Origin of the sequence: Actinomadura sp. NEAU-AAG7, from assembly GCF_018603865.1 — a bacterium.
Lineage (GTDB): Bacteria > Actinomycetota > Actinomycetes > Streptosporangiales > Streptosporangiaceae > Spirillospora > Spirillospora litoris.
The window spans coordinates 483914-507603 of the sequence record NZ_JAHFZY010000007.1; the positions used below are offsets into that span (position 1 = coordinate 483914).

A 23690-nucleotide genomic window follows, 5' to 3' on the forward strand; every position below is an offset into this window, starting at 1 on the left:
GGGCGCGCCGGGCCCGTCCAAGGAGCCGGCGTGTACCTTTCCACCCTCACCCGTCCGGGCAGGAGTCTCCGCGGCGCGGGCCCGGTCGCCGCCAACGTGGTCGCCCTCGGCGCCGTCAGCCTGATCACGGACGTCTCCGCCGAGATGGTCACCGCGATCCTGCCGCTCTACCTGGTGGTCGGGCTCCAGTTCAGCCCGGCGGCCTACGGGGCGATCGACGGGCTCTACACCGGCGCGACCGTCCTGCTCCGCCTCGCCGGCGGGTACGTCTCCGACCTCGTCGACCGGCGCAAGCCGGTGGCGCTGCTCGGGTACGCCGCGTCCGCCGCCGCGAAGCTCGGGCTGCTCGCCGCGGCGGGCTCGGGCGCCGGGATCGGCCTCGCCCTCACCGCGGACCGCGCGGGCAAGGGCCTGCGCACCGCGCCCCGGGACGCCCTGATCACCCTGTGCACCCCGCCCGAGCAGCTCGGCCGCGCGTTCGGCGTGCACCGGACGATGGACGCCGCCGGGGCGTTCGCCGGTCCGCTCGTCGCGCTCGCCGTCCTCGCCGCCGCGCCCGGGTCCTACGACTCGGTCATCATGACGAGCTTCTGCGTCGCGCTGCTCGGCGTCCTCGTGCTCGTGCTGTTCGTCCGGGACGCGCCGGGGCCGCGGACCCGGCGCGAGGCGCTGCGCTGGCGGGAGCTGCTGCGCGGGCCCGCCGCCCGGCGGCTGCTCCCCGCCTCCTTCCTGCTCGGGCTGGCCACGATCGGGGACGGCTTCACCTACCTGCTGGTCGCCGAGCGCGCGGACCTCGCGCTCGGCTGGTTCCCGCTGCTCGCCGTCGCCACCAGCGGCGTCTACCTGCTGCTCGCCACGCCCGCCGGGATGCTCGCCGACCGGGCCGGGCGGCTGCCCGTCGTGCTCGGCGGCTACCTGGCGCTCACCGCGACCTACCTGCTGCTCGCGCTCGCGTCCGGCGGCGGGCTCCGGCTCGTCGGCGCCACCGTCGTCCTGCACGGGGTGTTCTACGCCGCGACCGACGGCGGGCTGATGGCGCTCGCCGGGCCGCTGCTCCCGGCGGGCCTCCGGACGACCGGCATCGCGCTCGTGCAGAGCGGGCAGGCGCTGGCCTACCTGGTGTCGTCGGTGCTGTTCGGGGCGGCGTGGCAGGTGTGGGGCACGCGTCCGGCGCTGCTGGGCGCCGCCGCCGTCAGCGCCATCGCCCTCGCCGGGACCGCCGCCGTCCTCCGTCCGTCAGAAAGGGCCGTCCATTGAACACGCGCTCCCGCGCCGCCGCCCTGGCGGTTTCGGCCGTGCTTCTCGCCGCCGTGGCGGTCACCTACACGGTGTCGCACGACGCGGAGTCCGCGCCCGCCTCGGGCCGGACGTCCGCCGACGGCCGGCGGCTCCAGTTCCTCGCCAACGGCCGGCTCTCCTACACGTCCCCGCCGGGGTCGCGGCGGGTGACCTCGGTGGCCTGCGACCGGGCCTACGCCGCCGCCGGCACCGTCGCGTGCCTGCGGCCGGTCGGGGCGCTGAGCGCGGGCGCGCTGGTCGTCATGGACGCCGGGCTGCGCGAGCGGCGGCGCGTCCCGCTCACCGGGTTCCCCAACCGGCTGCGGGTGTCGGCGTCCGGCCGGATGGTCGCCTGGACGCTGTTCATCGACGGCCACAGCTACGCGACCACGGGGTTCTCCACCCGGGCGGGCATCCTCGACACCCGGACCGGGCGCCTCGTCACGACCCTGGAGGACTTCACGATCATCAAGGACGGCGCCCCGTACCGGAACCGGGACGTGAACTTCTGGGGCGTCACGTTCGCCGCCGACGACAACCGGTTCTACGCGACGCTGTCCACGGGCGGCGGGCGCCACCTCGTCCAGGGCGACTTCGCGGCCCGGACGGTCCGGACGCTCGCGCCCGGCGTCGAGTGCCCGTCCCTGTCACCCGACGGCACCCGCCTGGCCTTCAAGTCCGCCGTCGCCGGGAACCCGAAGCGCGGCTGGCGCCTGTCGACGCTCGACCTCGCCACGCTGCGCAGGACGCCGCTCGCCGAGACCCGCGGCGTCGACGACCAGCCCGTCTGGCTGGACGGCCGCACCGTCGGCTACACGCTCCAGCTCAGCGACGGGACGAACCAGACATGGGCCGTCCCGGCGTCCGGGGGCGGAAGGCCGAGGCTCCTGCTCGACAACGCGAGTTCGGTGTCGCCGCCCCCCTGAGTGTTTTCGGCCGCCGAGTCGGACGGTCCTATCTATCGCCGGGGCCTCGTGCAGCGGATCCCCACCCGGCTCGCCGCCATGCGCGAGCGTGCCGGTCAGCGGAGACGGCGCAGGTAGGGGTCCCATGCCCGATGGGGGGCGAGGCGGACGCGGGCGTCGACGGCCACGGCCCCGTCGGGGCGGACGATCGTGGGGTTGAGGTCGAGTTCGATGATCTCGGGGTGGTCGGCCGCGAGCCGCGACAGGCGGAGCAGTGCGTCGCGCAGTGCCGGGACGTCCCCGGCCGGGCGGGCGGCGTGGCCCCTGAGCAGGGTGGACACGCGGGGTTCGCGGATCAGCTCGTCGGCCTCGCCCGCCGTCAGCGGGGCCAGCCGGGCCGTGCGGTCGGCCAGCGCGTCGGTGTCCACGCCGCCCGCCCCGAAGATCACGACGGCGCCGAAGACCTCGTCCTGGACGGCGCCGCACAGCAGCTCGACGCCCTCGTCTGCCATCGCCTGGACGAGCACGCCCTCCAGATCGGCGCCGAAGCGCCCGGCCAGGCCCTCGAAGGCGGCGCGGACGGCCCGCTCCCCGTCCAGGTCAAGGCGCAGCGCGCCCGCCGCCGACTTGTGCAGGACCCCGGGGACGTGCGCTTTCAGCACCACCGGGGCGGCCAGCTCGCGGGCGGCGGCGACGGCCTGGTCGGCGGTCTCCGCCCAGCGCCAGGGGGCCAGCGGCAGCCCGTAGGCGTCCAGCAGCCGGAAGGCGGCGGCGGGCGGCAGCCAGCCTCCGGCGGGGTTGTCGACCAGGAAGCCGGCGATGATCGCCGCCGCCTCGTCCGGGCGGAGTCCGGGCAGGGCCGGGGGCTGTTCACGGGGGAGGTCGCGGCGCCGGGCGTAGGCGCGGGCGTGGGCGAGCGCGCGGACGGCGCTCTCGGGATAGGCGTAGCAGGGCACGCCCGTCTCGGTGATCACGACGTTCTCGGCCTGGCCCAGCACGACCGCCGCGGTCGGCTTGGCGGTGCCGCCGAGCGCTTCCCGCAGGTCGGCGAGCGCCGTCGGGGCCACCAGGGCCAGGACGGCGTCGACCGACGCGTCCGCGGCGATCACGTCGAGCGCCTCGCGGAACGCGTCCGCGGAGACGGCGGCGGTGGTGTCGACGGGGTTGGCGGTCGCCGCGCAGGCCGGGAGCATCCGCGCGAGACGCGCCCGCGTCTCCTCGCCCAGGGGCGGGACGGTGAGCCCCGCGTCGGCGCACGCGTCGGCGGCCAGCACCCCGGCCCCGCCCGCGTTGGAGACCACCGCCACCCTCGGGCCGCCCGGCGCCAGCTGGGTCGCCAGCAGCGCCGCCGCGTCCACCAGCTCGCCGAGGTCGTCGGTCGCGACAACGCCGGCCTGCTCGAACAGCGCCCTGCGGGTGGTCTCCGGGGTGGCGGCGGCGGCGGTATGGGACGCGGCGGCCCGCGCGCCCGGCGCGGACCGCCCGGCCAGGACGGTCAGCAGCGGCATCCGGGCGGCGACCCGGCGGGCCGTCCTGGCGAACTTGCGGGGGTTGCCGAACGACTCCACGTGCAGGATCCCGAGCCGCGTCGTCTCCTCCGACTCCCACCACATGAGCATGTCGTTGGCGCTGACGTCGTACTTGTCCCCGACGGAGGCGAAGGAGGAGACGCCCACGCCCAGCCGGGACAGCTCCTCCAGCAGCGCGATCCCGACGCCGCCCGACTGGACCGCCACGCCCGCGCGGCCCGGCGCGGGGTGTCGGGCGCCGAACGTCGCGTCCAGCGAGACGCCGGTGTTGGCGACGCCCAGGCAGTTCGGGCCGACCAGCCGCATCCCGTGCTCGCGGCAGACGGCCACGAGCTCCCGCCCGTCCGCCGCGGTCAGCCCCGAGCTGATCACCACGATCGCGGCGGCCCCGGACCGCCCGCAGTCGGCGGCCACGCCCACCACGGCGTCCGCGGGCACCGCGACGACCACGAGGTCGGGCCGCTCCGGCAGGTCGGCGAGCGTCGCCACGCAAGGGACCCCGTGCAGGTCGGCCCCGGCGGCGTGCGGGTTCACCGCGAAGACAGCGCCCTTGAAGCCGCCGGAGACGATGTTGCGGACGACCTCGGCGCCCACCGTCCCGCGCCGCCGGGACGCCCCGATGACCGCGACCACCCGCGGCCGCAGCAGCGGTTCCAGGCTCGCCACGTCCGCGCGCCGCTCCCGCTCGGCCACCGCGTCGAGGTATCCGTCGTCGGAGACCAGCGGCAGCGTCACCTCCACGAGGTTCTCGGCGAAGCGGCGCCGCGCGGGCATCCCGGCGTCGGCGAAGACCCGCAGCATCGCGGTGTTCGCGGCGAGCGCGTCGGCGCGGAAGGCCGCGACCCCGCGCGTCCGGGCCAGCGACCCGAGGTGCTCCAGCAGCAGCGTCCCGACACCGCGCTGCTGCACGCGGTCGGCGACCACCAGCGCGACCTCCGCCTCGCCCGGCACGCCGGTCGGCTCGTACTCGGCCACCCCGACCAGCTCGCCGCGCAGCCATGCCCCGAGCGCCGCGTGGTCGGTGCCGCTCGTCCGGCAGATCCGGTCGGCCACCTGTGCGCCCATGCCCCGGTTGAGGCCGAAGAACCGCAGGTAGAGGCTCTCCTCGCTCAGCTCGCGGTGCAGGTCGCAGACCGCGTCGAAGTCGGACGCCCGCAACCGCCTGATCTCCACCTGGACGCCGTCGGTCAACAGCGCGAACACCGGCGCGCTGGGAGGGTTTCGTGTCATGTCCCCAGCGTCGGACGGGACGGGCCGCCGGATCAGGTCCCCAAGGTCATCGCTCCCCGGGACCTTCGTCCCTCCCCCGGCCGGCCCGTGGCGCCGGACGGCGGCTCCACCGGCACCGCCCTGCCCATGGCCGGGCCCCGGCGCGGAGGCGTGGACTCCTCGCCGGGGCCGTGGGAGACACCGCGGGCTAGCCGCCGGCGCCGCTCTCCGAGGCGTGGACGACCACCACCGTGCAGGGGGCGTGGTGGACCAGGGCGTGGCTGACGGAGCCGAGCAGCAGCCCGCGGAAGCCTCCGAGACCCCGCGAACCGACGACGAGCAGGCCGGCGCCGTCCGCCTCGTCCATGAGGACCTCCCGGGGCGTCCCGGCGACGACCTCGGCCGTCGCCTTCACCGAGGGGTGGATCTCGCGCAGCGGGATCACCATGCGCTCCAGCCGCGACTCGGCCGCGCTCCGCATGCCGGCCTCGTCCACCAGTGGCGGCAGGTCCCCTCCGGGCAGGCGGTCCCAGACGATCACCGCTCTCAGATCGAGCCCGCGGGAGTCGGCTTCGGCGAAGGCCACGGCCAGCGCCGCCCGGGACGCCGGTGAGCCGTCCACCCCCACCACGACCGGGCCCGGCTCCGGGCCCGTGTCGGCGCCGCCTCGGACGATCACCACGGGACAGGTCGCGTGCGCGGCGACCTGGGCGCCGACCGAGCCGAGCACCAAGCCCACGAAGCCGCCGACGCCCCGCCGGCCGAGCACGATCAGGTCGGCGGTCCTTCCCGCCGCGACCAGTTCCGCCGCCGCGCGCCCGCGGGCGAGTACCGCGCGGACCTTCAGGTCGGGCGCCGCGCCCCTCAGATGCTCGACGCCCGCCTCCAGGGTCCGCCCCGCCATAGCGCGCAGATCGGCGGTGGGCACGGCGATCGGGGCGCCGACATAGACGTCCCACGTGTGCAGGACGGTCAGCGGCGCCCCGCGCGTCCGGGCCTCGTCCGCGGCCCAGTCCAGCGCCCGGACCGCGCCCTCGGAGCCGTCGTAACCGACGACCACGCCCGTGATCGGCTGTTCGTTCATGCTCTCCCCCACCGTCGAATCCATCGGCGTTCTCTCTGATCAAGCTCACCTCCGGGCGTTTCGAGGGGGAAGGGGCGTCCGTCCGGACCGGGCGGGACCTTCGGCCTTTCGACGTCACCGCGCCGAGGCCCAGACCTCCGGCGGGCCCGGAGGGGCCGAAGGTCCCTGGGCCCGCCTCCGGCACGGACCGATGCTGAGAGCGCTGACCCTTCGCAGAGGAGACCCAGGATGCCTGGCACAGACTCATACGAACTTGACATCCATCTCACGACCACCAGGGACGTGCCGCAGGAGGACATGCGGCACGCGCGCGAGGTCGTCGTCCGGGCACTGGCGTACGTGCCGCGTCCGATCCTCTTCGCGAAGGCCACGCTCAGCGTTCTGCCGGACCCCGCGGTGCCCCGCCCCCACCTGGTCCATTTCCAGGCGGATCTCAACGGCATGCCGGTCAACGCCCACGCCGCGGCGGCGACGATGCCCGAGGCCATCGCGCTCGCCGGAGTCCGGCTGCGCACCAGGGCGGAGAACATCACCCGCCGCCCCGAGCACCACAAGGCGCACCGGCACCCCCAGGGGGACCGGAACGGGCACCGCCTCTGACGTGTCGCCGACCGGCGGCGCGCCGACACGAGGGAGCATCGCAATGACGAGGCAGATCACCCCTGGATTCTCCGTCCTGTCCCTGGAGAACCGCATCGCGGTCCTGGAGCGGCAGGTCGCCCTGCTGACCGAGGCGGCCACGCTGATGGCCGCGGCTCTGGAGGGCACCCCCCTGGACCCGCCGAGCGACGGCGGCGCGGAGCCGGCGCCGTTGCGGCGGGCGCGCGAACTCCTGCTCCTGCCGCCGCTGAGGTCCGGCGCTCATCGTTGACGACGACCATCCAAGGAGAGGCACATGTCCGAGCGACGCACGGCGATCCTCGTCGGAACCGATGGTTCCGCGCGATCCGAGCGCGCCATCGCCTGGGCGGCCGACGAGGCCGCGCGGTCCGGTCGGGAACTGCGCATCCTGCACGTCCTGAAGGCCCGCCACCGCCTGTTCGCGGAGAGCGCGACCTACGACGGGCCATCGCGGGAATCCCAGAAGATCCTGGAGGACGGACGCGACGCGGCCTCCCGCCGGCAGCCCGACATCAAGGTCGAAACCATGATCGTCCACGACCGGAGCGTGGCGGACGGGCTGCGGCAGTACGCCGACGAGGCCGCGATGGCGGTGATCGGCGATCGCGGCCTGGGCGGGTTCGCCGATCTGCTCCTCGGCTCCACCGGCCTGCATCTCGCCGGGCGCTTCCCCGGCCCGGTGGTCGTCGTCCGCGGCCCGGCGGAGCCGACCGCGGGCGAGGTCGCGGCGGGGCTCGACCTGCTGGAGGACCCCGCGCCCGTGCTCGACCACGCCTTCGCCGCGGCGGCGGCCCGGGGGGCGCGGCTGCGCGTCCTGCACGCCTGGCGCCCGGCGGTCCTCGCCATCGAGGCGGGGGTGGACCTGCGCGCCGCGACCGACACCTTCCGCGGCCATCTCGCCGCGGCCGTGGCCCCCTGGCGCGAACGCCTACCCGGCGTCGAGGTCGTCGAGGACGTCGTCATCGGGCATCCGGTGGAGATGCTGGCATCGGCCTCCGGGAACGCCGAGCTGCTGGTGGTGGGGTCCCGTGGCCGAGCGCTCCCGCTCGGTTCCGTGAGCCACGGCGTGATCCACCACGCCCGCTGCCCCGTCGCGGTCGTCCGCCCTCACGGCTGACGCCCGCTCCGCGACGTCCCGGGGCGTGTGACACCATCGAGACATCATGACCAGCGAGCTGGAACCGCTCGATCCCGGAATATGCCTGGCGCTGCTCCAGGACGTGCCGGTCGGACGGATCGCCTGGGCCGGGCAGGACGGGACCGTCACCGTCCTGCCGGTCAACTTCGCCATGGACGGGGACGCGCTGGTCTTCATGACCGCGCCGGGCGCCAAGCTCGACGCCGTCCGGGGCGGCCGGCCCCTCACGTTCGAGGCCGACGACCTCGAACCCGCGCTGCGCACGGCGTGGAGCGTGCTGCTGACCGGCCCGGCGGAGGTCGTCACCGATCCGGCCGAGACCGAGCGGCTCGGCGCCCTGCCGCTCGCCCCGTGGGCCCGCCCGGCCGGGGCGCGGTTCGTCAGGCTCACCCCCCACAAGATCACCGGGCGGCGCATCCCGCTCCATCCAGGCGGGGTGACCAGCGAGCGGGTCGACCCCCCGGACGACCCCGGCTGACCGGCCGCTCCACCGGCGACAGGGCTCACACGCTCACCGACGGGTCAGGCGGCTTCGACCTCGACCTCGGCCCCGGCCACGATGCCGACGTCCATGCGCGGCGCGTCGAGGATCGAGTCGTGGACCGTGCAGGCCATGACCGCGTCCAGCAGCGTGCCCCGCTCCCCGTTCTCGCGGTGCACGACCGCCATCTCGCCCACCGGGCTCCCTTCCCCGTGTTCGATGACTCGTCTTCGGCCTCGATTTCCGGGGTATTCGCAGGTAGAGCCGAAGGTATCCGGGGGCGGGCAGGGCCGTCCGCGCCTGCCCGCCCCTTTTCGGGCCGAAGGTCCCTGCCGGGCGGGACTCCGGGCACTGACCCGCGGGCGGCCTGCGGCGAGAGGGTGGGAGCGGTTCAGGGAACCCCCGGAAGGAGAGCCATGAAGCGCCTCACGGTCGAGGACGTCATGACCAGGGACGTCGTGACGGTGACCGAGGAAACCCCGTTCGTGGAGATCGCTGAGGCCATGACCCGGCACCGCATCAGCGCGGTCCCGGTCCTGGACGCCGAAGGCCGCCTCGTGGGCGTCGTCACCGAGTCCGACCTTCTCCGCAAGGAGGAGTCCAGAGACGACACCGGGCGGCGGCGCCTCGGGTTGTGGCGCCACACCCGCGCCGACGCCAAGGCGGGAGCCGTCGACGCCCGGGGGCTGATGACCTCCCCGGCCGTGACCGTCACGCCCGGGACCGGTGTCGCGGAGGTCGCCCGGCTGCTGAACTCCCGCGGTTTCAGGGCCGTTCCGGTCGTCGGCCCCGACGGGCGCCTGGCCGGGATCGTGGCCCGCCGCGACCTGCTGTCGGTCTTCCAGCGCTCCGACGCCGACATCCACGACGAGATCGTCCGGGAGGTCCTGGTCTGCCGGCTGTGGCAGGACCCCGCCGTCCTGCGCGTCCGCGTCCAGGGCGGGGTCGTCCACCTCACCGGCCGCGTCGATCTGAAGAGCCTCGTCCCGGTCGTCGTGCGGATGACCGCCGCGACCGAGGGCGTCGTGGACGTCGTCCAGGACCTGGACTACGACCACGACGACACCCACCCGACCGCCTACCCGAGGGCCTGAGCGGCCATGAACGAGAGCGTGGACGGCAGCACGGACGGCGGCGCCGCCGTCACCGAGACCCACATCGGCGTGGTCTTCTTCGTCGGCGACCGCGCCTACAAGCTCAAGAAGCCGGTGGACCTCGGGTTCGTGGACTTCGGCACCCCCGAGCTGCGCGCCCGGGCCTGCCGGGAGGAGGTCCGCCTGAACAGGCGCTTCGCCCCGGACGTGTACCTCGGGGTCGCGGAGGTGAGCGCGCCCGGCGGCGACGTCTGTGACCACCTGGTCGTCATGCGCCGGATGCCCGCCGACCGGCGCCTGTCCACCCTGGTCGAGGCCGGGGCACCGGTGCGGGACGCGCTGCGCGACGTCGCGCGCGCCCTGGCCGCCTGGCACGCGCGGGCGCCGCGCGGCCCCGACATCTCGGCCCAGGAGACCCGCGACGCCGTGAGGGAGCGCTGGCGCGCGGGCTTCGACCAGGTCAGGCCCTTCCACGGCGAGGTGATCGACGCCGGGACGGCGGCCGAGATCGAGGATCTCGCCACGACGTTCCTCGCCGGACGCGAGGCCCTGTTCGACGCGCGCATCGCCGACGGACGCGTGGTCGACGGCCACGGCGACCTGCTGGCCGGTGACATCTTCTGCCTGGACGACGGCCCGCGCATCCTGGACTGCCTGGAGTTCGACCAGCGGCTGCGCTGGCTGGACGGCCTGGACGACGCCTCGTTCCTCGCGATGGACCTGGAACGCCTCGGCGCCGCCGACCTCGCGACGGCCTTCATCGGCTGGTACACCGACTTCGCCGCCGACCCCGCCCCGCCCTCGCTCCGCCACCACTACATCGCCTACCGCGCCTTCGTCCGCGCCAAGGTCGCCTGCCTCAGGCACGGCCAGGGCTCCCCGGACGCCGCCGCCGAGGCGCGGTCCTACGCGGACGTCGCGCTGCGGCACCTGCGCGCCGCGCAGGTGGGGCTCGTCCTCGTGGGCGGGCTGCCCGGGACGGGGAAGAGCACGCTCGCCGGAGCGCTGGCCGACCGGCTCGGCTGCTCGGTGGTCGGCAGCGACCGCGTCCGCAAGGAACTCGCCGGGCTGGAGCCGCTGCGGCCGGCCCCGGCGGACTACGGCGCCGGGATCTACGACCCGGAATGGAGCAGGCGCACCTACGGCGAGCTGGCGGCGCGCGCGGAGCGGCTGCTCGGGCTCGGCGAGACGGTGGTGCTGGACGCGTCCTGGACCTCGACAGAGAACCGGGACCTCCTCGCCGCCGTGGCCGGACGGACTCACGCGAACCTGACGCCGCTGCGCTGCGAGGCCCCCGAGGACGTCTGCGCCGAGCGCATGCGGAGCCGCCCCCGGGGCGCGTCCGACGCCGACGCCGGGGTCGCCGCGGGCATGCGCGCGCACGCCGCGCCCTGGCCGGAGGCGATCACCGTCGACACCGGCGGAGCGCTGCCGGACGCCCTCTCCCAGGCTCTCGCCGCCGTCCGGCCGCACGGGGCGCTGGCCGGCCCGGAGTGCTGAGGGGCCGGGCGTTCACGGGGACTCGGCGCGCAGGGCCGCGACCTCGGCGGTGAGGTCGATGCCGACCGGGCACCAGACGACGCACCGGCCGCAGCCCACGCAGCCCGAGGAGCCGAACTGGTCGTGCCAGGTGCCGAGTTTGTGGGTCAGCCACTGCCGGTAGCGGCTCTTGGCGGAGGCGCGCACGTTGCCACCGTGCAGGTGGGAGAAGTCGAGGTCGAAGCAGGAGTCCCAGAGCTGCCAGCGCTCGGCGTGGTCGCCGGTGAGGTCGGTGGTGTCGGTGACCTTGGTGCAGAAGCAGGTGGGGCAGACCATGGTGCAGTTGCCGCAGCTGAGGCAGCGTTCGGCGACGTCGTCCCAGCGCGGGGAGTCCAGGTTCTCCGCCATGAGGTCGCGCAGCCCGAGCGCGGGCATCTCGCGGCCCATCCGATCCGCCGCCGCCCGCACCTCCGCGCGGGCACGCTCGACCTCGGCCCCGGCGGCGGCGCCGGAGGGCACGTCGGCCATGACGGCCGCGCCGGCCTCGGTGCCGATGTCGACGACGTAGCGCGGGCCGTCGTCGTCGTCGACGAGCTCGGTGAACGCGAGGTCGTATCCGGGGCCGGCCTCCGGTCCCGTCCCCATGGAGACGCAGAAGCAGGTCTCACCGGGTTCCGTGCAGTTGACGGCGATGATGAAGGCGCCCTGGCGCCGTGCCCGGTAGTCGGGGTCGACGTCGCGGCCGCCCATCAGGACGCGGTCCTGGACGGCGATGGCCCGCAGATCGCACGGCCGCACGCCCAGGAAGGCGTATCGGGGCGGATCAGGCGCCTGGTCGCGGACCTCGAACCCCTCACCGGTCCGGTCGGCGTCCCACAGCTTGACCCGGGGCCGATGCAGGAAAGGCTTCCAGGACTGGGGGCCCGCCGTGTGGGCGAACGCGGCGCCGTCGCCGCGCCGGTGCAGCCGGTAGCCGCCGGGCCGCAGCGTGACGCCCCACCCGTAGGGAAGATCGTCGGCTGAGGACAGCTCGTCCAGGACGATCGCGCCGTCGCGGACCGTCGGGCCGACGACCGTGTAGCCCGCGCGGCGGAGCGCGTCGTACAAGGGGGCGAGGGTTCTCAGCTCCCTGTTCTCAGGCGTCATCTTTCCTCCCTGGTGCATCGGTTCCATCGGATGTCGCGGGCACGGGTCGTCCAGGCTCATGGGGGCCGCAGAGCGAAGCGGGTCGCGGAGCGAGCCGGGCGGTGAGGCGCCGGGTGAGGGAGTCGACGGCGGCGGCGACCCGCGGGGTCAGCCCCCGGCCGAAGCCGAACTCGCTCCCCTCGATGGCCAGCACCTCCAGGACGCGGGGCATCCGGCCGACGGCGGCGCCGAGCGCGACGGCGTCGCCGAGCCCCAGGGAATGGCCGGTGACCGGCGGGGCGGCGAGCGCCGCCGTGTCCAGGCCGAGTTCGTGGACGCGGCCGGGCGAGGGCGGATCACAGCGCACGGCGTCCACGACGATCGCCAGGTCGGCGCCGGCCCACAACTCGATCAACCGGGCGGGTTCGCCGTCGGTCACCGCGAGCGTGACGCCCACCCGGCCGCGCAGCGCTTCGACGGCCGCCGGTCCGGCGCCGTCGTCCCGGCGGAACTCGTTGCCCACGCCGATGACGATGGTCATGTCCGGTCCACGGTGAGGTCGAGGAAGTGGGTGGAGCAGGAGATGCACGGGTCGTAGTTGCGGATCGCCTGTTCGCAGCGGCCGGTGAGGCTCGCGTCGTCCAGGTGCAGCCGGGGCGCGACGAAGCGCCGCAGGTCGTCCTCGATCGCGGTCTGGTTCTGCGAGGTCGGCGGGACGATCCGGGCGGCGGTGATCAGCCCGTCGGCGTCCAGGTCGTAGCGGTGGTACAGGACTCCCCGCGGCGCCTCGGTGACACCGTGGCCGGTGCCCGCACGCGGCGGCACCGGGACGGCGGGACGGGGCGGCGGCTCGTAGGCGTCGATGATCCGCAGAGCCTCGTCGATGGCGTACACGACCTCGACGGCGCGGACGAGCACGCTGCGGAACGGGTTGCGGCATTCGGCGCCGAGCCCGGCCGCCGCCGCGGCCTCCAGGGCGAGCGGGGAGAGCTTGTCGCGGTTGAGGGCGTAGCGGGCGAGGGGGCCCGTGAGGTAGACGCCGCCGTCGGTGAAGCGGGCGTGCAGCGCCGTGGAGTGCGGGACCTGCTCCTCGACGATGTGCTCCTCGAACGCGGCGGCGGGGAAGGCCCGTCCGGCGCTGGTGCGGAGCGTCCCGCCGTCGAGGGGGTACCTGTCGGCGGCCAGCGCCAGGTACTCGTGCTCGTGGACGAAGTCGGGGAACTCGAACATCGCAGCCCACCGCACCGTGGCGAGCGCGTCGTCCAGGGCCGGCCGCAGCGTCTCGGTGAGCGCGGCCATCTCTCCGCGCGAGGGGGCCCGGTAGAAGCCTCCGACGCGGACGTTCACCGGATGGATGGCACGGCCGCCGACGACCCCCATCAGCGTGTTGCCCGCCTTCTTCAGCCGCAGGCCCCGCTCGACGACGGCGCGGTGGTCGCGCGCCATCTCGACCGCGCCGGGGTAGCCGAGGAAGTCGGGGGCGTGCAGCAGGTAGATGTGCAGGGCGTGGCTCTCGATCCACTCGCCGCAGTAGAGAAGGCGCCGGAGCTCGGTGAGGGCGGCGTCCACGGCCACTCCGCACGCGTCCTCGATGGCCAGGCAGGAGCTCATCTGGTAGGCGACGGGGCATATCCCGCAGATCCGCGCGGTGATGTCCGGCGGCTCGGTGTGCGCCCGGCCGCGCAGGAACGCCTCGAAGAAGCGGGGCGGCTCGTAGATGTTCAGCCGCACCTCCTCCACGTCCGTGCCGCGCACGCGGACGTACATCGCGCCCTCGCCCTCGACCCGCGCGAGCGCGGAGACGTTCAGCGTGCGGTCATTGCGGTGGGTCATCGCCGCTCTCCTCCGGCCCGCCTCCGGGTTCCTCACGGAAGGCGGAGACGTTGAATGTGGACAGGACGCGTTCGGTCTCGTCCTCGGTCATGTCGAGCCAGGGCAGCAGAGCGCGGGTGTTGGGCCGGGCGCCGCTCCAGTTCGGAGTGGGGCCGAAGCAGCCGTAGCAACCACGTCCGTAGGCGGGGCAGATGGCACCGCAGCCCGCATGGGTGACGGGGCCGAGGCAGGGTGTGCCGTGGGCGACCATCACGCAGACGTTGCCGCGGTTCTTGCACTCGAAGCAGACGCTGTGGGCGGGGACGTCGGGTTTCCGTCCGGTCAGGTGGGCCGACAGGACCTCCAGGAGCTGGCGGCGGTCGATCGGGCAGCCGTGCAGCTCGAAGTCCACCGGGACGTGCGCCGCGATGGGCGTGGAGTCGGCGAGCGTCTCGATGTACTCGGGGCTGGCGTAGACGACGGAGGCGAACTCGCGGACGTCGGCGAAGTTGCGCAGGGCCTGGACGCCGCCGGCGTTCGCGCACGCCCCTATCGTGATCAGCTTCCGGGAGATCGCCCGGACGTGCCGTATCCGCTCCAGATCCTCGGGCGTGGTGACCGACCCCTCCACCAGCGAGACGTCGTACGGCCCCTCTCCCACGGCGGCCGTCGCTTCCAGGAAGTGGGCGATCTCGATGCGCCCGGTGAGGGCGAGCAGCTCGTCCTCGCAGTCCAGCAGGGTGAGCTGGCAACCGTCGCAGGAGGCGAACTTCCACACCGCGAGGGTGGGTCTCATGGTCACAACTCCTTGACGGCCATGAGGGGCACCGCGCTCTCATAGGGCACGACGGGGCCGTCGCGGCAGATCAGCAGCGGGCCGAGCTGGCAGTGCCCGCACCAGCCGATGCCGCACCGCATGCTGCGCTCCAGCGACACCCGGATCCGGCCGGGGTGCGTCCCGAGCCCCGCCAGGGCCTGCGCGGTGAGCCTCATCATGATCTCGGGGCCGCAGACGTAGGCGGCGGCCCGCGACGGATCGACGTCGGCGGAACCGGCCAGCGCGGTGATCAGGCCCACGTGGCCCGTCCACCCCGGCGCGGGCCGGTCCACGGTGACCTCCACCTGCGCGCCGCGTGCCCGCCAGGTCTCCAGCTCGTCCTCGAACAGCAGGTCGCCCGGAGTGCGGGCGCCGATCAGGACGGCGACGCGGCCGTAGTCGTCCCGCCGGGCCAGCGCCCTCAGGATCGCGGGGCGCAGCGGCGCGAGCCCGATGCCCCCGGCGGCCAGCACGAGGTCGCGGCCGCGCGCCTCGTCCACGCCCCAGCCGGTGCCGAACGGCCCGCGCAGGCCGATCACCTGCCCGGCCTCCGCCCGGCACAGGGCGCCGGTGACGGCGCCCACCGCCCGGATCGTCTGCTCCAGGACCGGACGGGTGCGGCTGACCGAGATCGGCACCTCACCGATCCCGAACGCGTACATCATGGTGAACTGTCCCGGTTCAGGCTCGGGTATCGCCGCCCCCACCGGGGCGAGGGTGAGCGTGACCGTCTCGGCGGTCTCGGCCCGTTTCGCGACCACCCGGTACGGGACGGGCGCCATGGGCGTCACCTGGGCTCCCCGGGGTGCGCGTACAGGTCGAGCACCCGGATCCGGGTCGCCTCCAGCCGGTCCAGCATCACGGTCCCGAACCGCAGCGCCATGTCGTAGCCGAGTTCTGGATCCGTGGCGCCCAACGTCCGCACGAGAGGCCCGTCGAACCGCGTCGCCTCGACGGGCCGGACGGCGACGGCGCCGAAGCGCCACCGGTGCGGAGGGAACAGCCACGACCAGCCCAGAACGGCGGAGGCCTCCAACGTCTCCACCACCACCGGGCCCCGCCCCGGCACATGCAGGTCCAGGGCGACCGTGCCGGAGCGGATCACCCAGAACGACTCGGCCGTGCCGTTCTCCTCGAAGACGCGGCGCCCGGCCGGGAACTCCACCACGCGGCCGGCGGTCGCCAGCCGGGCGAGGTGCGGGCCCGGCATGCCGTGGAAGAACCGCTCCCGTCTCAGGTCGTCGGCCGAGACCCGGTCCATCGCGGACGTCACCTCGGCGGGGCCGGCGCGGCGTGCCGTTCGATCACGGCGTCGGCCGCCGGGTAGAAGGTGCTCTCATGGCCGTCGTCCCACTGGACGACATACGGCGGAGCCCCGTCCCGGCCGTGCACGTCGATGATGAGCGCCTTGCGGTCCGGCTCCCCCACCTGGTGCCCGCGGACGACCACCCAGTCTCCCTTTCTCGCCTGCATCACTCCTCCTTCACCTCGTACCGATCTCAGCCTGATCCGTGCCGTCCGCCGCGCGGCAGGGACGAAGGTCCCTCATTCGGCTTGGATTCGGTCCCGCTCCAGAGGTCCGATCGTGCGCCGGGGCGACCTCGCCGCCAGGAGGGGCCGGTAGGCCAAAGTCCCGTCCGCAGGGGCGTATCGGCCCTTAGATCCCCGCGTCGGCGGGGTCAGCCTGAGAGGGACGACTGGAGGATCCGATGAAACAGACGTTGTCTCCCTGAAGCGGCTGGCACGTGTCGCCGCGGCGCAGGCCGACGTGCCGTTGGGGAGGATCGCGACCCCGCTGCCGCCCGACCGCGTCGTCGGGCCCGACGATCCGGCCTCCGGGCTCCTGGCGCACGGTCCCGTGGCGGGCGACCTCATCGCGGTCGTGACGGCCGGCCACCATGTGGTCGGCACGGTCACCACCGGCGACGTCGAGCGGCTGCTCCAGCGCGACCGCCTGCGCAAGGTCCCGGCGCACACCACCTGACGCGCGGGGCGGGGTGCCCCTGGTCCCCCGGGCTCGGGCCCTTCGGCCGCTGAGAGGCCGGAGGCGCCCGGCCTATAGATCCCCGTCGGAGCCCGCGAAGACCAGGGAGCTCAGCGGCGCCCCGCGTGGCGAGATAGCCGTTGCCCAGCCTGCAAGCGCTTCCCGGAGCCCTTCGGTGGCGGGATCGTCACCGTCATAAGCCAGAATCCACCGGCCCAAGGGCCCTTCCTCACCAGGGTCGTCCGTTCGGCTTCCGACGGGGCCGGGCTCTCACCCTCCGGCGCCGCGACCGGCGGTGGTCCGACTGGGGACCTTTGGCACCTCCGGAGCGGGTATCCGATGCGGAGACTGGTATCGAGAGCGATTCCTGCTCGACGTTCGTGGGGAGGCGGACGATGGGAAGGCTGCCGAGGAATCAGCGACCGAACGTGCTGTTCGGCTATGACGGCACCCAGGAGAACGACGCTGCCCTGCGCTGGGCGGTCGCCGAGGCCCGGACGCGAGGGCTCGCGCTGGTGATCTGCCATTGCTGGCACTGGCCGTACCCGCCGGGACACGTGGACGACAACGCCGAGGCGGTCATCAGGCGGGCGGGCGAGAGGCTCCTGGAACGCGGTGCGCGCCGGGCGCGTGATCTCGGCGCGGACACGGTGCGCAGGCGGTTGAGGAGCGAACCGGTGCGCGAGGCGCTGGTGCGCGAGTCCGAGGACGCCGAGCTGATCGTGGTCGGCACCCACGAATGCCACCGGCTGGCCGCCGGGTCGACCGCGATGCGCCTGCCGGCGCAGGCGCGCCGTCCGGTGATCGCCGTCCGGCACGCGGCGCCCTCGCGCGGCCTCGTGGTGGCGGGGGTCGACGGCTCCGCGGGCGGGGAGGCGGCGCTGGGCCTGGCCGTCGATGAGGCCGTCCTGCGCGGCTGGCCTCTGCGCGTGGTGTACGGAGCCTGGGAACCGGGCGCGGTACCCGAATCCGAGCTGCCGCTGTTCACCGACAAGGCGCGGCTGGCGCGGACGCGCGCCGCCATGCTGGAGCGGGTCACCGCGCCGTGGCGTGAGCGCTGCCCCGACCTCGACATGCAGGTCTCGCTGGTCCTGGAACGGCCCCGCGAAGCCCTGCTGGACGCGGCGCGCGACGCGGACCTGCTGGTGGTGGGCGACCGCGGCACCGGCCAGATCGACCCGCTCCTGCTGGGCGCGACCAGCTCGGCGATGCTCCACCACGCTCCCTGCACCGTCGCCATCGTCCCGCAGGCGGGGCCGCCCAGCGGATCGTCCGTATAAAGTTCTTCGCCCGGCAAGGACGTTCAGGCGGCCCACGGCGGACGTTGGCGGGTCGCCGCCGGGACCTTCGTCCCTAGGGTCGGGGCACGCGGACGCCGGAGGCTGGAGGGAACGTCAGCCGCACGAAGGGATCCGTCATGAGCACCCACGCCGTCTCGCCGGATGCGGCCTCCCAGGTCGGCGCCGCACTCCGGATCGACACCGCACCGGCGCGGAGAACGGCGCATCCCCGCGGCGCCGCGTCGCGGGGGCGGGTCGCGGTCGCCGGGGAACTGGACATCGCGACGAGCGGGCTGTTCCGCGTCGGACTGGCCGGCCTGATCCGTTCGCAGGGCCCGGACATCGTGATCGACGCCTCGGCGCTGACGTTCTGCGACGCGCGGGGCGTCGCGGCGATCGTGGCCGCCGGCGACCTGGCCGAGCGCCAGGGCGGATCGGTGACCCTCACCAGGGTCCGCCCGCAGGTCGCGAAGGTGCTGCGCATCACCGGCGTCCACCGGCGGTTCGTCCGTCCGGGCGCGGCCTGGCCGCGGCGCGGCTGAACGACCGCTCTCCGATCATGGAGCGCTGTTCCGCTCAGCCCAGACCTCGCTGGACGACGGCCACCGTGCAGGGGGCCTGCTGCAGGATGGCGTCGCTCGTCGCGCCCAACGCCAGCGGTTCGACCACGCCCGTCCCGCGAGCGCCGACGACCACGAGGGCCGCCTCGTCGGCCGCCTCGAACAGGGCCTCGCGCGGTGACCTCAGCACCAGCGACGTCGTGGCGGCGACCTGGGGGTACTTCACGAGCCAGGGGGCGACGGCCCTCTCCAGGACGGTCCCGCACACGCGCCGGAGCGCGGCCTCGTCCCCGAAGATCGAGAGGTCACCGCCCGGTGCGGCGCCCGGCTCCCAGCAGCCGTACACCGCCCGTATCCGCCAGCCGCGCAGCGCCGCCTGCTCGAACCCGAACCCCAGCGCGGCGTCACCGCCCGAGGATCCGTCGACGCCCACGACGACCAGCCCCTCCTCGGGCGCCGCCGACCGGACGACCACGACCGGACGGTGCGAGCGCGCGGGAAGCCGCAGCGCCGTCGATCCCACGGGCAGCCCGTCCGGCTCGTGGGAACCGACCACGATCAGGTCGGCCTCGTGCTCCATGTGGAGCAACGCCGAGGCGGCGCCGCCGTCCGTCAACCGCTTGCGGACCTCCAGTTCGGGGGCCAGGTTCCTGGCCAGGGCCACGCCGTGGTCGAGCAGCCGCTCGCCCGTCCGCTTGACGATCGCCATGCCCTCGCGGTCGATGTAGTCACGCGGGTACGGCCAGCGCCAGGCGTGGCAGACGGTCAGCGGCAGCCGCCGCAGCCGCGCCTCCCCGACCGCCCACCCCAGGGCGCGTTCGCTCTCGTCCGTGCCGTCGTATCCGACCAGTACGTCGCTCATACGTCCTCCTGATTCCATCGACCGCGTCCAACGCACCGCGTGCGGGAACGGCGGGTCCGGCAGACCTGGGTCTTCGTCAGTCCCGATGGGGCGCGATGGCCACCGGGCATGCGGCGTGGTGCAGCAGCGCCTGGCCCACCGAGCCCAGGAGCAGTCCGCGGAAACCGCCCGCTCCCCGGGACCCGACCACCAGGAGCGCGGCCTCCTCCGCTGCGTGGAGCAGCACCTCGCGGGCGGATCCCCGCACCACCTCGGTCCGCACCGCGATCTTCGGGTTCTGCTCGCGGAGCGGCGCGACGAAACGCGCGAGCCGTTCCTCGGCCAGCTCGCGCAGGCCCTCGGCGTCGACCAGGGGCAGCCCCTCGGCGTCGGCGGAGCCGGGCCACGCCAGTCGCACGACCAGCTCCGTCCGGCGGAGGTCGGCCTCGGTGAACGCCAGGGCCAGCGCCTCCAGCGAGGAGGCCGACCCGTCGACGCCCGCGACCACCGGGCCGGCGGCGCCGTCCCGGCGCGCCCCGGACCGCACGACCACCAAGGGGCAGGGGGTGTGCGCGGCCAGGCCGGCGGCCGTCGAGCCCAGCAGCAGGCCGGCGAAGCCGCCGTGGCCGTGCGAGCCCACCACCAGCAGTTCCGCGTTCGCCGCCGCCTCCAGCAGGATCGGGGCGGAAGCGCCGTTCCCGAGCAGCGCCCGTACGTCGCCGGTGTCCTGCCGGGCGTGCTCCACGCCCTCCGCCAGGACGCGTTCGGCGGCCACCCGCAGATCGGTGATCGGAATCGCCATCGGCCCCGCGCTCGCGTAGGTGCCCCAGGCGTGGCACACCGTCAGCGGGACGCCCCGCAACCGGGCCTCCTCGGCGGCCCACCGCACCGCCCTCCCGCTCTGCGCGGAGCCGTCGTAACCGACGACCACCCCGTCGCTCCGCCGTTCGCTCATCATGTCTCCTCGGTGCCGTCGAGCGTGGACGCGATGCCGGGGGCGCCCGTCCGAGCGCCCCCGGCGGGATCGGTCACTTGAGGACGGGGAAGCGCTTGACCAGGCGGGTCTCGCCCCACCAGCGGCCGAGGCCGAGGGTGTCGCCGGCGCTGACCAGCGCCAGGCCGACGATCAGCAGCGCGTCGATCAGGTGGTCGTCCATGAACACGTTGTTCTCCGGGGGCAGGACCACCGACCACATCATCACCAGCAGCGCCGCGCCGCCCGCCGCGGCGATCCGCATGCCGACGCCGAGGACGAGCGCGGCACCGATCCCCGCCAACCCGATCATGAACAGCCAGTCCGCCCAGGCGGCACCGGCGATGCCGTGGTAGAAGCCGGTGAGCGGGCCCTCCGGCGAGTGCTTGAGGAACCCCTCGGTGGGGCTGCCGCCGTCGACCCACGCCTTGGCGGAGGGGGTCTCGTGCCCCAGGCCGAATGTCTTGTCCAGGAACGCCCACACGAACACCCAGCCCAGCGCGAGGCGGGCCACCGCCCACACGTAGCGCGCCGCGGGCGACTCGGTCAGCGGCCGGGGCACCACCACGCGGATCAGCGTGCCGCGCCCGGCGCGTGTCTTGTGCTCGGAAACCGTCATCGCCGTCTCACCTTCTACTAGATCGTCGTTGGTACGTCCTTGATCCAATCCCGCCGCCGCACCCGGCTGTAGGCACCTTCGGCACCCGGCCCGAAGGACCTTGGTCCCCGCCTCCGGGCCCGATCGACCCCCTCGGCGCCGGTCGGCGCGAAGGGTTCGGAATCCCCCATCAGGGGGACCTTCGCCTCTGCGGCCACGAGGTCGCGGGCGGCACGGTGAAGCCGACAGGAGGTGCGACGATGACGACCGCCGAGCCCGCGTATCGCAGGTCCGCCGCCGATGTGGCGCGCGAGCTGGGTGTGGACGAGCGGCGCGGGCTGTCCTGGGACGAGGCGCGGGCGCGGCTGGCGCGGGAGGGGCCCAACACCCTGCCCGCCGCGCGGGGGCGGGGCCCGATGGTGCGGTTCCTGCTCCAGTTCAACAGTCCGCTGATCTACGTCCTGCTGGTGTCGGCCGGGGTGACGGCGCTGCTGGGCGAGCATGTCGACGCGGTGGTGATCCTGGGCGTGGTGGTCGTCAACGCCGTGGTCGGGTTCGTCCAGGAGTCGCGGGCGGAGAAGGCCCTCACCGCGCTCGCGGCGCTGACGGAGACGACGGCGACGGCCGTGCGGGACGGGGCGCGCGTCACGCTCCCGGCCGCCGGGCTGGTGCGCGGCGACCTGGTGGAGCTGGAGGCGGGCGGCAAGGTCCCCGCCGACCTGCGGCTGCTGCGGACCGACGAGCTGGCCGTCGACGAGTCGGCGCTCACCGGCGAGTCGGTGCCCGCCGCCAAGGACCCGGCGGCGCTGCCCGAGGCCGCGCTGGCCGACCGCGCCGGGATGGCCTACTCCGGGACGCTCGTCACACGCGGCCGGGGCGCCGGGATCGTCGTGGCGACCGGCGCGCGGACCGAGCTCGGCGACATCCACCGGCTCGTCCACGACACCGGCGCGGTCCAGACGCCGCTGACCCGCAAGATCGCCCGGTTCGGGGCGCTGGTCACGGTCGCGGTCCTGGCGCTGGCCGTGCTGACGTTCGCGGTCGGCACGCTGCGCGGACGCGGCGCCGCCGAGATGCTGACGGCCGCCGTCGCGCTCGCGGTCGGCGCGATCCCCGAGGGGCTCCCCGCCGTCGTCACGATCACGCTGGCGCTCGGCGTCGCGCGGATGGTCGGGCGCGGCGCCATCGTCCGGCGGCTGCCCGCCGTCGAGACGCTCGGCGGCACCACCGTGATCTGCACCGACAAGACCGGCACGCTCACCCGGAACCAGATGACGGTCACCGCCGTCACCGCCGGAGGGCGCGACTACACCCTCACCGGAACCGGCTACGCGCCGTCCGGGACCCTTGAGCGGGACGGGGAGCCCGTCGACCTCGACGGCCATCCCGCGCTGCGCGAGACCCTGCTGGCCGGGGCGGCGTGCAATGACGCGGAACTCGTCCAGGACGGCGACTCCTGGCAGGTGGCGGGCGACCCGACCGAGGGCGCGCTCCTCACCAGCGCCGCCAAGGCCGGGCTCGGGGCCGCGCCGCCCCGCGTCGCCGCGCTGCCGTTCACCTCCGAACGCCGCTTCATGGCCACGCTCCACGAGGACGGCACGGTCTACGCCAAGGGTCCCGTCGAGCGCATCCTGGAGCTCTGCGACGACGCCCCCGCCGACGTCACCGCCCGCGCCGAGGAGTTCGGCCGCCAGGCGCTGCGCGTGCTGGCCTTCGCCAAGGCGCACACCGGCGCGGGACACCTGGACGATCTGCCGCCCCTGACCTTCCTCGGCCTCCAGGCCATGCTCGACCCGCCGCGCCCCCAGGCCGCGCGGGCCGTCCGGACCTGCCACGACGCCGGGATCCAGGTCAAGATGATCACCGGGGACCACGCCGCCACGGCCCGCGCCATCGGCGCCCGCGTCGGCCTCGGCGACGGCGCGGCGATGACCGGCGCCGAACTCGCCGCCGCCGACCCCGGCCGCGTCGCCGCCACCACGGTGTTCGCCCGCGTGTCCCCCGAGCAGAAGCTCCGCCTCGTCCAGGCCCTCCAGGACGCGGGCCACGTGGTCGCGATGACCGGCGACGGCGTCAACGACGCCCCCGCGCTGAAGCAGGCCGACATCGGCGTCGCCATGGGACGGACCGGCACCGACGCCGCCAAGGAGTCGGCCGACATGGTCCTCACCGACGACGACTTCGCCTCGATCGAGCGGGCGGTCGAGGAGGGGCGCGGCGTCTTCGACAACCTCGTGAAGTTCATCGTGTGGGCGCTGCCGTCCAACATCGGGCTCGGGCTGGTGCTGGTCGCCGCGATCCTCGCCGGGACGGCGCTGCCGGTGCTCCCCCTCCAGGTCCTGTGGCTGAACATGACCGCCGTGCTCGTCCTCGGCCTGCCCTTCGCCGTCGAGCCCAAGGACGAGCACATCATGCGCCGCCCGCCCCGCGACCCGGCGCTGCCGCTGCTCACGCGCGCGATGACGCTCCGCGTCCTGCTGGTCTCGGCGATCCTGCTCGCCGGGGCGTTCGGCCTCCAGCACTGGGAGCGCGCCCACGGCGCCTCCACCGGGGAGGCGCAGACGATCGTCGTGAACGTCTTCGCCCTGACCCTCATGACGTACCTGTTCAACTGCCTGTCCCTGGACCGTCCGCTGCTGTGGCGGGGCGTCCGCCGCAACCCGTGGGTCGCCGTCAGCGCCGTGGCGCTCGCCGGGATCCAGGCCGTCTACACCTACGTCCCGGCGATGAACGACCTGTTCGACTCCGCGCCGCTGGACGGCCCCGCCTGGCTCCGCGTCGCCGCCGTCGCGCTCGTCTCCTACGTGCTCGTCGAACTCCTCAAACGCGTCCAGCGCCCCCGCTGATCCGTGTCGGTGCCGGCTAACGGGACCTTGGTCCCG

General features: G+C 74.6%; 25 protein-coding genes. 12 read left to right on the forward strand and 13 right to left on the reverse strand.

The features are described 5' to 3' along the window. Nucleotides 1-30 precede the first annotated feature (30 nt). On the forward strand, nt 31-1257 hold the full coding sequence (locus tag KLI87_RS31610) for an MFS transporter (RefSeq protein ID WP_214619971.1): 1227 nt from the start codon (nt 31-33) through the stop codon (nt 1255-1257). Next, nucleotides 1254-2204 carry a PD40 domain-containing protein gene (locus tag KLI87_RS31615; protein ID WP_214619972.1) on the forward strand — a complete coding sequence of 317 codons (951 nt, stop codon included), beginning with the start codon at nt 1254-1256 and terminating at the stop codon, nt 2202-2204. The genes KLI87_RS31610 and KLI87_RS31615 overlap by 4 nt, the downstream gene beginning before the upstream one ends. Nucleotides 2205-2299: 95 nt before the next feature. Here KLI87_RS31615 and KLI87_RS31620 read toward each other — a convergent pair whose 3' ends face one another. Both KLI87_RS31620 and KLI87_RS31625 read right to left on the reverse strand, forming a co-directional pair. Next, entirely contained in the window at nt 2300-4942 is a 2643-nt protein-coding gene (locus tag KLI87_RS31620) for a bifunctional GNAT family N-acetyltransferase/acetate--CoA ligase family protein (protein WP_214619973.1), read from the reverse strand. Between the two features lie 187 nt (nt 4943-5129). Next, on the reverse strand, nt 5130-6029 hold the full coding sequence (locus KLI87_RS31625; protein ID WP_214619974.1) for a universal stress protein: 900 nt from the start codon (nt 6027-6029) through the stop codon (nt 5130-5132). A 204-nt stretch (nt 6030-6233) separates the two neighbouring features. Between KLI87_RS31625 and KLI87_RS31630 the strand changes: the two genes are divergently transcribed. From KLI87_RS31630 to KLI87_RS31645, 4 genes are read left to right on the forward strand one after another with little or no spacing between them, the layout of a single operon-like run. Further along, on the forward strand, nt 6234-6605 hold the full coding sequence (locus KLI87_RS31630; RefSeq protein ID WP_214619975.1) for a hypothetical protein: 372 nt from the start codon (nt 6234-6236) through the stop codon (nt 6603-6605). 43 nt (nt 6606-6648) lie between these two features. Continuing rightward, the gene (locus KLI87_RS31635) at nt 6649-6876 is read left to right on the forward strand and encodes a hypothetical protein (RefSeq protein ID WP_156218766.1); all 228 of its coding nucleotides are present in this window, start codon (nt 6649-6651) and stop codon (nt 6874-6876) included. A gap of 24 nt (nt 6877-6900) precedes the next feature. Further along, nucleotides 6901-7743: a universal stress protein gene (locus KLI87_RS31640; protein WP_214619976.1), complete on the forward strand. Its 843-nt coding sequence runs from the start codon at nt 6901-6903 to the stop codon at nt 7741-7743. A gap of 46 nt (nt 7744-7789) precedes the next feature. Continuing rightward, nucleotides 7790-8242 carry a pyridoxamine 5'-phosphate oxidase family protein gene (locus KLI87_RS31645; RefSeq protein ID WP_214619977.1) on the forward strand — a complete coding sequence of 151 codons (453 nt, stop codon included), beginning with the start codon at nt 7790-7792 and terminating at the stop codon, nt 8240-8242. Between the two features lie 44 nt (nt 8243-8286). Here the strand turns inward: KLI87_RS31645 and KLI87_RS31650 are convergent, their stop codons facing one another. Beyond that, a complete protein-coding gene (locus KLI87_RS31650) occupies nt 8287-8442 on the reverse strand; it encodes a hypothetical protein (RefSeq protein WP_214619978.1) in 156 nt (51 codons plus the stop codon). Between the two features lie 219 nt (nt 8443-8661). Here KLI87_RS31650 and KLI87_RS31655 point away from each other — a divergent pair, with 219 nt between their 5' ends. Both KLI87_RS31655 and KLI87_RS31660 read left to right on the forward strand, forming a co-directional pair. Continuing rightward, entirely contained in the window at nt 8662-9339 is a 678-nt protein-coding gene (locus KLI87_RS31655; RefSeq protein WP_214619979.1) for a CBS domain-containing protein, read from the forward strand. 6 nt (nt 9340-9345) lie between these two features. Beyond that, the gene (locus KLI87_RS31660) at nt 9346-10839 is read left to right on the forward strand and encodes a bifunctional aminoglycoside phosphotransferase/ATP-binding protein (RefSeq protein ID WP_214619980.1); all 1494 of its coding nucleotides are present in this window, start codon (nt 9346-9348) and stop codon (nt 10837-10839) included. A gap of 12 nt (nt 10840-10851) precedes the next feature. On the opposite strand, the gene KLI87_RS31665 is transcribed toward KLI87_RS31660, so the two are convergent. From KLI87_RS31665 to KLI87_RS31695, 7 genes are read right to left on the reverse strand one after another with little or no spacing between them, the layout of a single operon-like run. Next, nucleotides 10852-11964, reverse strand: a complete 1113-nt coding sequence (locus tag KLI87_RS31665) for a 4Fe-4S dicluster domain-containing protein (RefSeq protein ID WP_214619981.1) — start codon at nt 11962-11964, stop codon at nt 10852-10854. After that, nucleotides 11954-12484, reverse strand: a complete 531-nt coding sequence (locus KLI87_RS31670) for a hydrogenase maturation protease (protein ID WP_156218772.1) — start codon at nt 12482-12484, stop codon at nt 11954-11956. The genes KLI87_RS31665 and KLI87_RS31670 overlap by 11 nt, the downstream gene beginning before the upstream one ends. After that, nucleotides 12481-13776, reverse strand: coding sequence for a Ni/Fe hydrogenase subunit alpha (locus KLI87_RS31675; protein WP_214619982.1), 1296 nt, complete (start codon nt 13774-13776; stop codon nt 12481-12483). The genes KLI87_RS31670 and KLI87_RS31675 overlap by 4 nt, the downstream gene beginning before the upstream one ends. Then, complete coding sequence (locus KLI87_RS31680) at nt 13760-14551, reverse strand: oxidoreductase (RefSeq protein WP_156218774.1); 792 nt, start codon at nt 14549-14551, stop codon at nt 13760-13762. The genes KLI87_RS31675 and KLI87_RS31680 overlap by 17 nt, the downstream gene beginning before the upstream one ends. Nucleotides 14552-14553: 2 nt before the next feature. Then, nucleotides 14554-15354 carry an FAD/NAD(P)-binding protein gene (locus tag KLI87_RS31685; protein ID WP_156218775.1) on the reverse strand — a complete coding sequence of 267 codons (801 nt, stop codon included), beginning with the start codon at nt 15352-15354 and terminating at the stop codon, nt 14554-14556. Nucleotides 15355-15359: 5 nt separating this feature from the next. Beyond that, nucleotides 15360-15833, reverse strand: a complete 474-nt coding sequence (locus tag KLI87_RS31690) for a cyclic nucleotide-binding domain-containing protein (protein ID WP_214619983.1) — start codon at nt 15831-15833, stop codon at nt 15360-15362. 8 nt (nt 15834-15841) lie between these two features. Beyond that, nucleotides 15842-16045, reverse strand: coding sequence for a DUF1918 domain-containing protein (locus KLI87_RS31695; protein WP_156218776.1), 204 nt, complete (start codon nt 16043-16045; stop codon nt 15842-15844). 295 nt (nt 16046-16340) lie between these two features. Between KLI87_RS31695 and KLI87_RS31700 the strand changes: the two genes are divergently transcribed. The 3 genes from KLI87_RS31700 to KLI87_RS31710 all read left to right on the forward strand — a co-directional run bounded on the left by KLI87_RS31700 (nt 16341) and on the right by KLI87_RS31710 (nt 18378). Then, on the forward strand, nt 16341-16556 hold the full coding sequence (locus KLI87_RS31700; RefSeq protein WP_214619984.1) for a hypothetical protein: 216 nt from the start codon (nt 16341-16343) through the stop codon (nt 16554-16556). A 395-nt stretch (nt 16557-16951) separates the two neighbouring features. After that, the gene (locus KLI87_RS31705) at nt 16952-17836 is read left to right on the forward strand and encodes a universal stress protein (protein ID WP_214619985.1); all 885 of its coding nucleotides are present in this window, start codon (nt 16952-16954) and stop codon (nt 17834-17836) included. Between the two features lie 137 nt (nt 17837-17973). Beyond that, nucleotides 17974-18378, forward strand: coding sequence for an STAS domain-containing protein (locus KLI87_RS31710; RefSeq protein WP_214619986.1), 405 nt, complete (start codon nt 17974-17976; stop codon nt 18376-18378). 34 nt (nt 18379-18412) lie between these two features. Here the strand turns inward: KLI87_RS31710 and KLI87_RS31715 are convergent, their stop codons facing one another. The 3 genes from KLI87_RS31715 to KLI87_RS31725 all read right to left on the reverse strand — a co-directional run bounded on the left by KLI87_RS31715 (nt 18413) and on the right by KLI87_RS31725 (nt 20829). Then, complete coding sequence (locus tag KLI87_RS31715; protein ID WP_246250226.1) at nt 18413-19258, reverse strand: universal stress protein; 846 nt, start codon at nt 19256-19258, stop codon at nt 18413-18415. 76 nt (nt 19259-19334) lie between these two features. Continuing rightward, on the reverse strand, nt 19335-20192 hold the full coding sequence (locus KLI87_RS31720; RefSeq protein ID WP_214619987.1) for a universal stress protein: 858 nt from the start codon (nt 20190-20192) through the stop codon (nt 19335-19337). Nucleotides 20193-20265: 73 nt separating this feature from the next. Further along, entirely contained in the window at nt 20266-20829 is a 564-nt protein-coding gene (locus KLI87_RS31725) for a DoxX family membrane protein (RefSeq protein ID WP_156218782.1), read from the reverse strand. A 239-nt stretch (nt 20830-21068) separates the two neighbouring features. Here KLI87_RS31725 and KLI87_RS31730 point away from each other — a divergent pair, with 239 nt between their 5' ends. After that, nucleotides 21069-23654 carry an HAD-IC family P-type ATPase gene (locus KLI87_RS31730; RefSeq protein ID WP_214619988.1) on the forward strand — a complete coding sequence of 862 codons (2586 nt, stop codon included), beginning with the start codon at nt 21069-21071 and terminating at the stop codon, nt 23652-23654. Nucleotides 23655-23690 lie beyond the last annotated feature (36 nt).

What these genes read in the sequence shown, in the direction of transcription:
- KLI87_RS31620 (WP_214619973.1), bottom strand. Translation starts at nt 4,942, where the DNA reads ATGACACGAAACCCTCCCAGCGCGCCGGTGTTCGCGCTGTTGACCGAC.
- KLI87_RS31625 (WP_214619974.1), bottom strand. Translation starts at nt 6,029, where the DNA reads ATGGATTCGACGGTGGGGGAGAGCATGAACGAACAGCCGATCACGGGC.
- KLI87_RS31630 (WP_214619975.1), top strand. Translation starts at nt 6,234, where the DNA reads ATGCCTGGCACAGACTCATACGAACTTGACATCCATCTCACGACCACC.
- KLI87_RS31635 (WP_156218766.1), top strand. Translation starts at nt 6,649, where the DNA reads ATGACGAGGCAGATCACCCCTGGATTCTCCGTCCTGTCCCTGGAGAAC.
- KLI87_RS31640 (WP_214619976.1), top strand. Translation starts at nt 6,901, where the DNA reads ATGTCCGAGCGACGCACGGCGATCCTCGTCGGAACCGATGGTTCCGCG.
- KLI87_RS31645 (WP_214619977.1), top strand. Translation starts at nt 7,790, where the DNA reads ATGACCAGCGAGCTGGAACCGCTCGATCCCGGAATATGCCTGGCGCTG.
- KLI87_RS31655 (WP_214619979.1), top strand. Translation starts at nt 8,662, where the DNA reads ATGAAGCGCCTCACGGTCGAGGACGTCATGACCAGGGACGTCGTGACG.
- KLI87_RS31660 (WP_214619980.1), top strand. Translation starts at nt 9,346, where the DNA reads ATGAACGAGAGCGTGGACGGCAGCACGGACGGCGGCGCCGCCGTCACC.
- KLI87_RS31665 (WP_214619981.1), bottom strand. Translation starts at nt 11,964, where the DNA reads ATGACGCCTGAGAACAGGGAGCTGAGAACCCTCGCCCCCTTGTACGAC.
- KLI87_RS31670 (WP_156218772.1), bottom strand. Translation starts at nt 12,484, where the DNA reads ATGACCATCGTCATCGGCGTGGGCAACGAGTTCCGCCGGGACGACGGC.
- KLI87_RS31675 (WP_214619982.1), bottom strand. Translation starts at nt 13,776, where the DNA reads ATGACCCACCGCAATGACCGCACGCTGAACGTCTCCGCGCTCGCGCGG.
- KLI87_RS31680 (WP_156218774.1), bottom strand. Translation starts at nt 14,551, where the DNA reads ATGAGACCCACCCTCGCGGTGTGGAAGTTCGCCTCCTGCGACGGTTGC.
- KLI87_RS31685 (WP_156218775.1), bottom strand. Translation starts at nt 15,354, where the DNA reads ATGGCGCCCGTCCCGTACCGGGTGGTCGCGAAACGGGCCGAGACCGCC.
- KLI87_RS31690 (WP_214619983.1), bottom strand. Translation starts at nt 15,833, where the DNA reads ATGGACCGGGTCTCGGCCGACGACCTGAGACGGGAGCGGTTCTTCCAC.
- KLI87_RS31695 (WP_156218776.1), bottom strand. Translation starts at nt 16,045, where the DNA reads ATGCAGGCGAGAAAGGGAGACTGGGTGGTCGTCCGCGGGCACCAGGTG.
- KLI87_RS31705 (WP_214619985.1), top strand. Translation starts at nt 16,952, where the DNA reads ATGGGAAGGCTGCCGAGGAATCAGCGACCGAACGTGCTGTTCGGCTAT.
- KLI87_RS31710 (WP_214619986.1), top strand. Translation starts at nt 17,974, where the DNA reads ATGAGCACCCACGCCGTCTCGCCGGATGCGGCCTCCCAGGTCGGCGCC.
- KLI87_RS31715 (WP_246250226.1), bottom strand. Translation starts at nt 19,258, where the DNA reads ATGAGCGACGTACTGGTCGGATACGACGGCACGGACGAGAGCGAACGC.
- KLI87_RS31720 (WP_214619987.1), bottom strand. Translation starts at nt 20,192, where the DNA reads ATGAGCGAACGGCGGAGCGACGGGGTGGTCGTCGGTTACGACGGCTCC.
- KLI87_RS31725 (WP_156218782.1), bottom strand. Translation starts at nt 20,829, where the DNA reads ATGACGGTTTCCGAGCACAAGACACGCGCCGGGCGCGGCACGCTGATC.
- KLI87_RS31730 (WP_214619988.1), top strand. Translation starts at nt 21,069, where the DNA reads ATGACGACCGCCGAGCCCGCGTATCGCAGGTCCGCCGCCGATGTGGCG.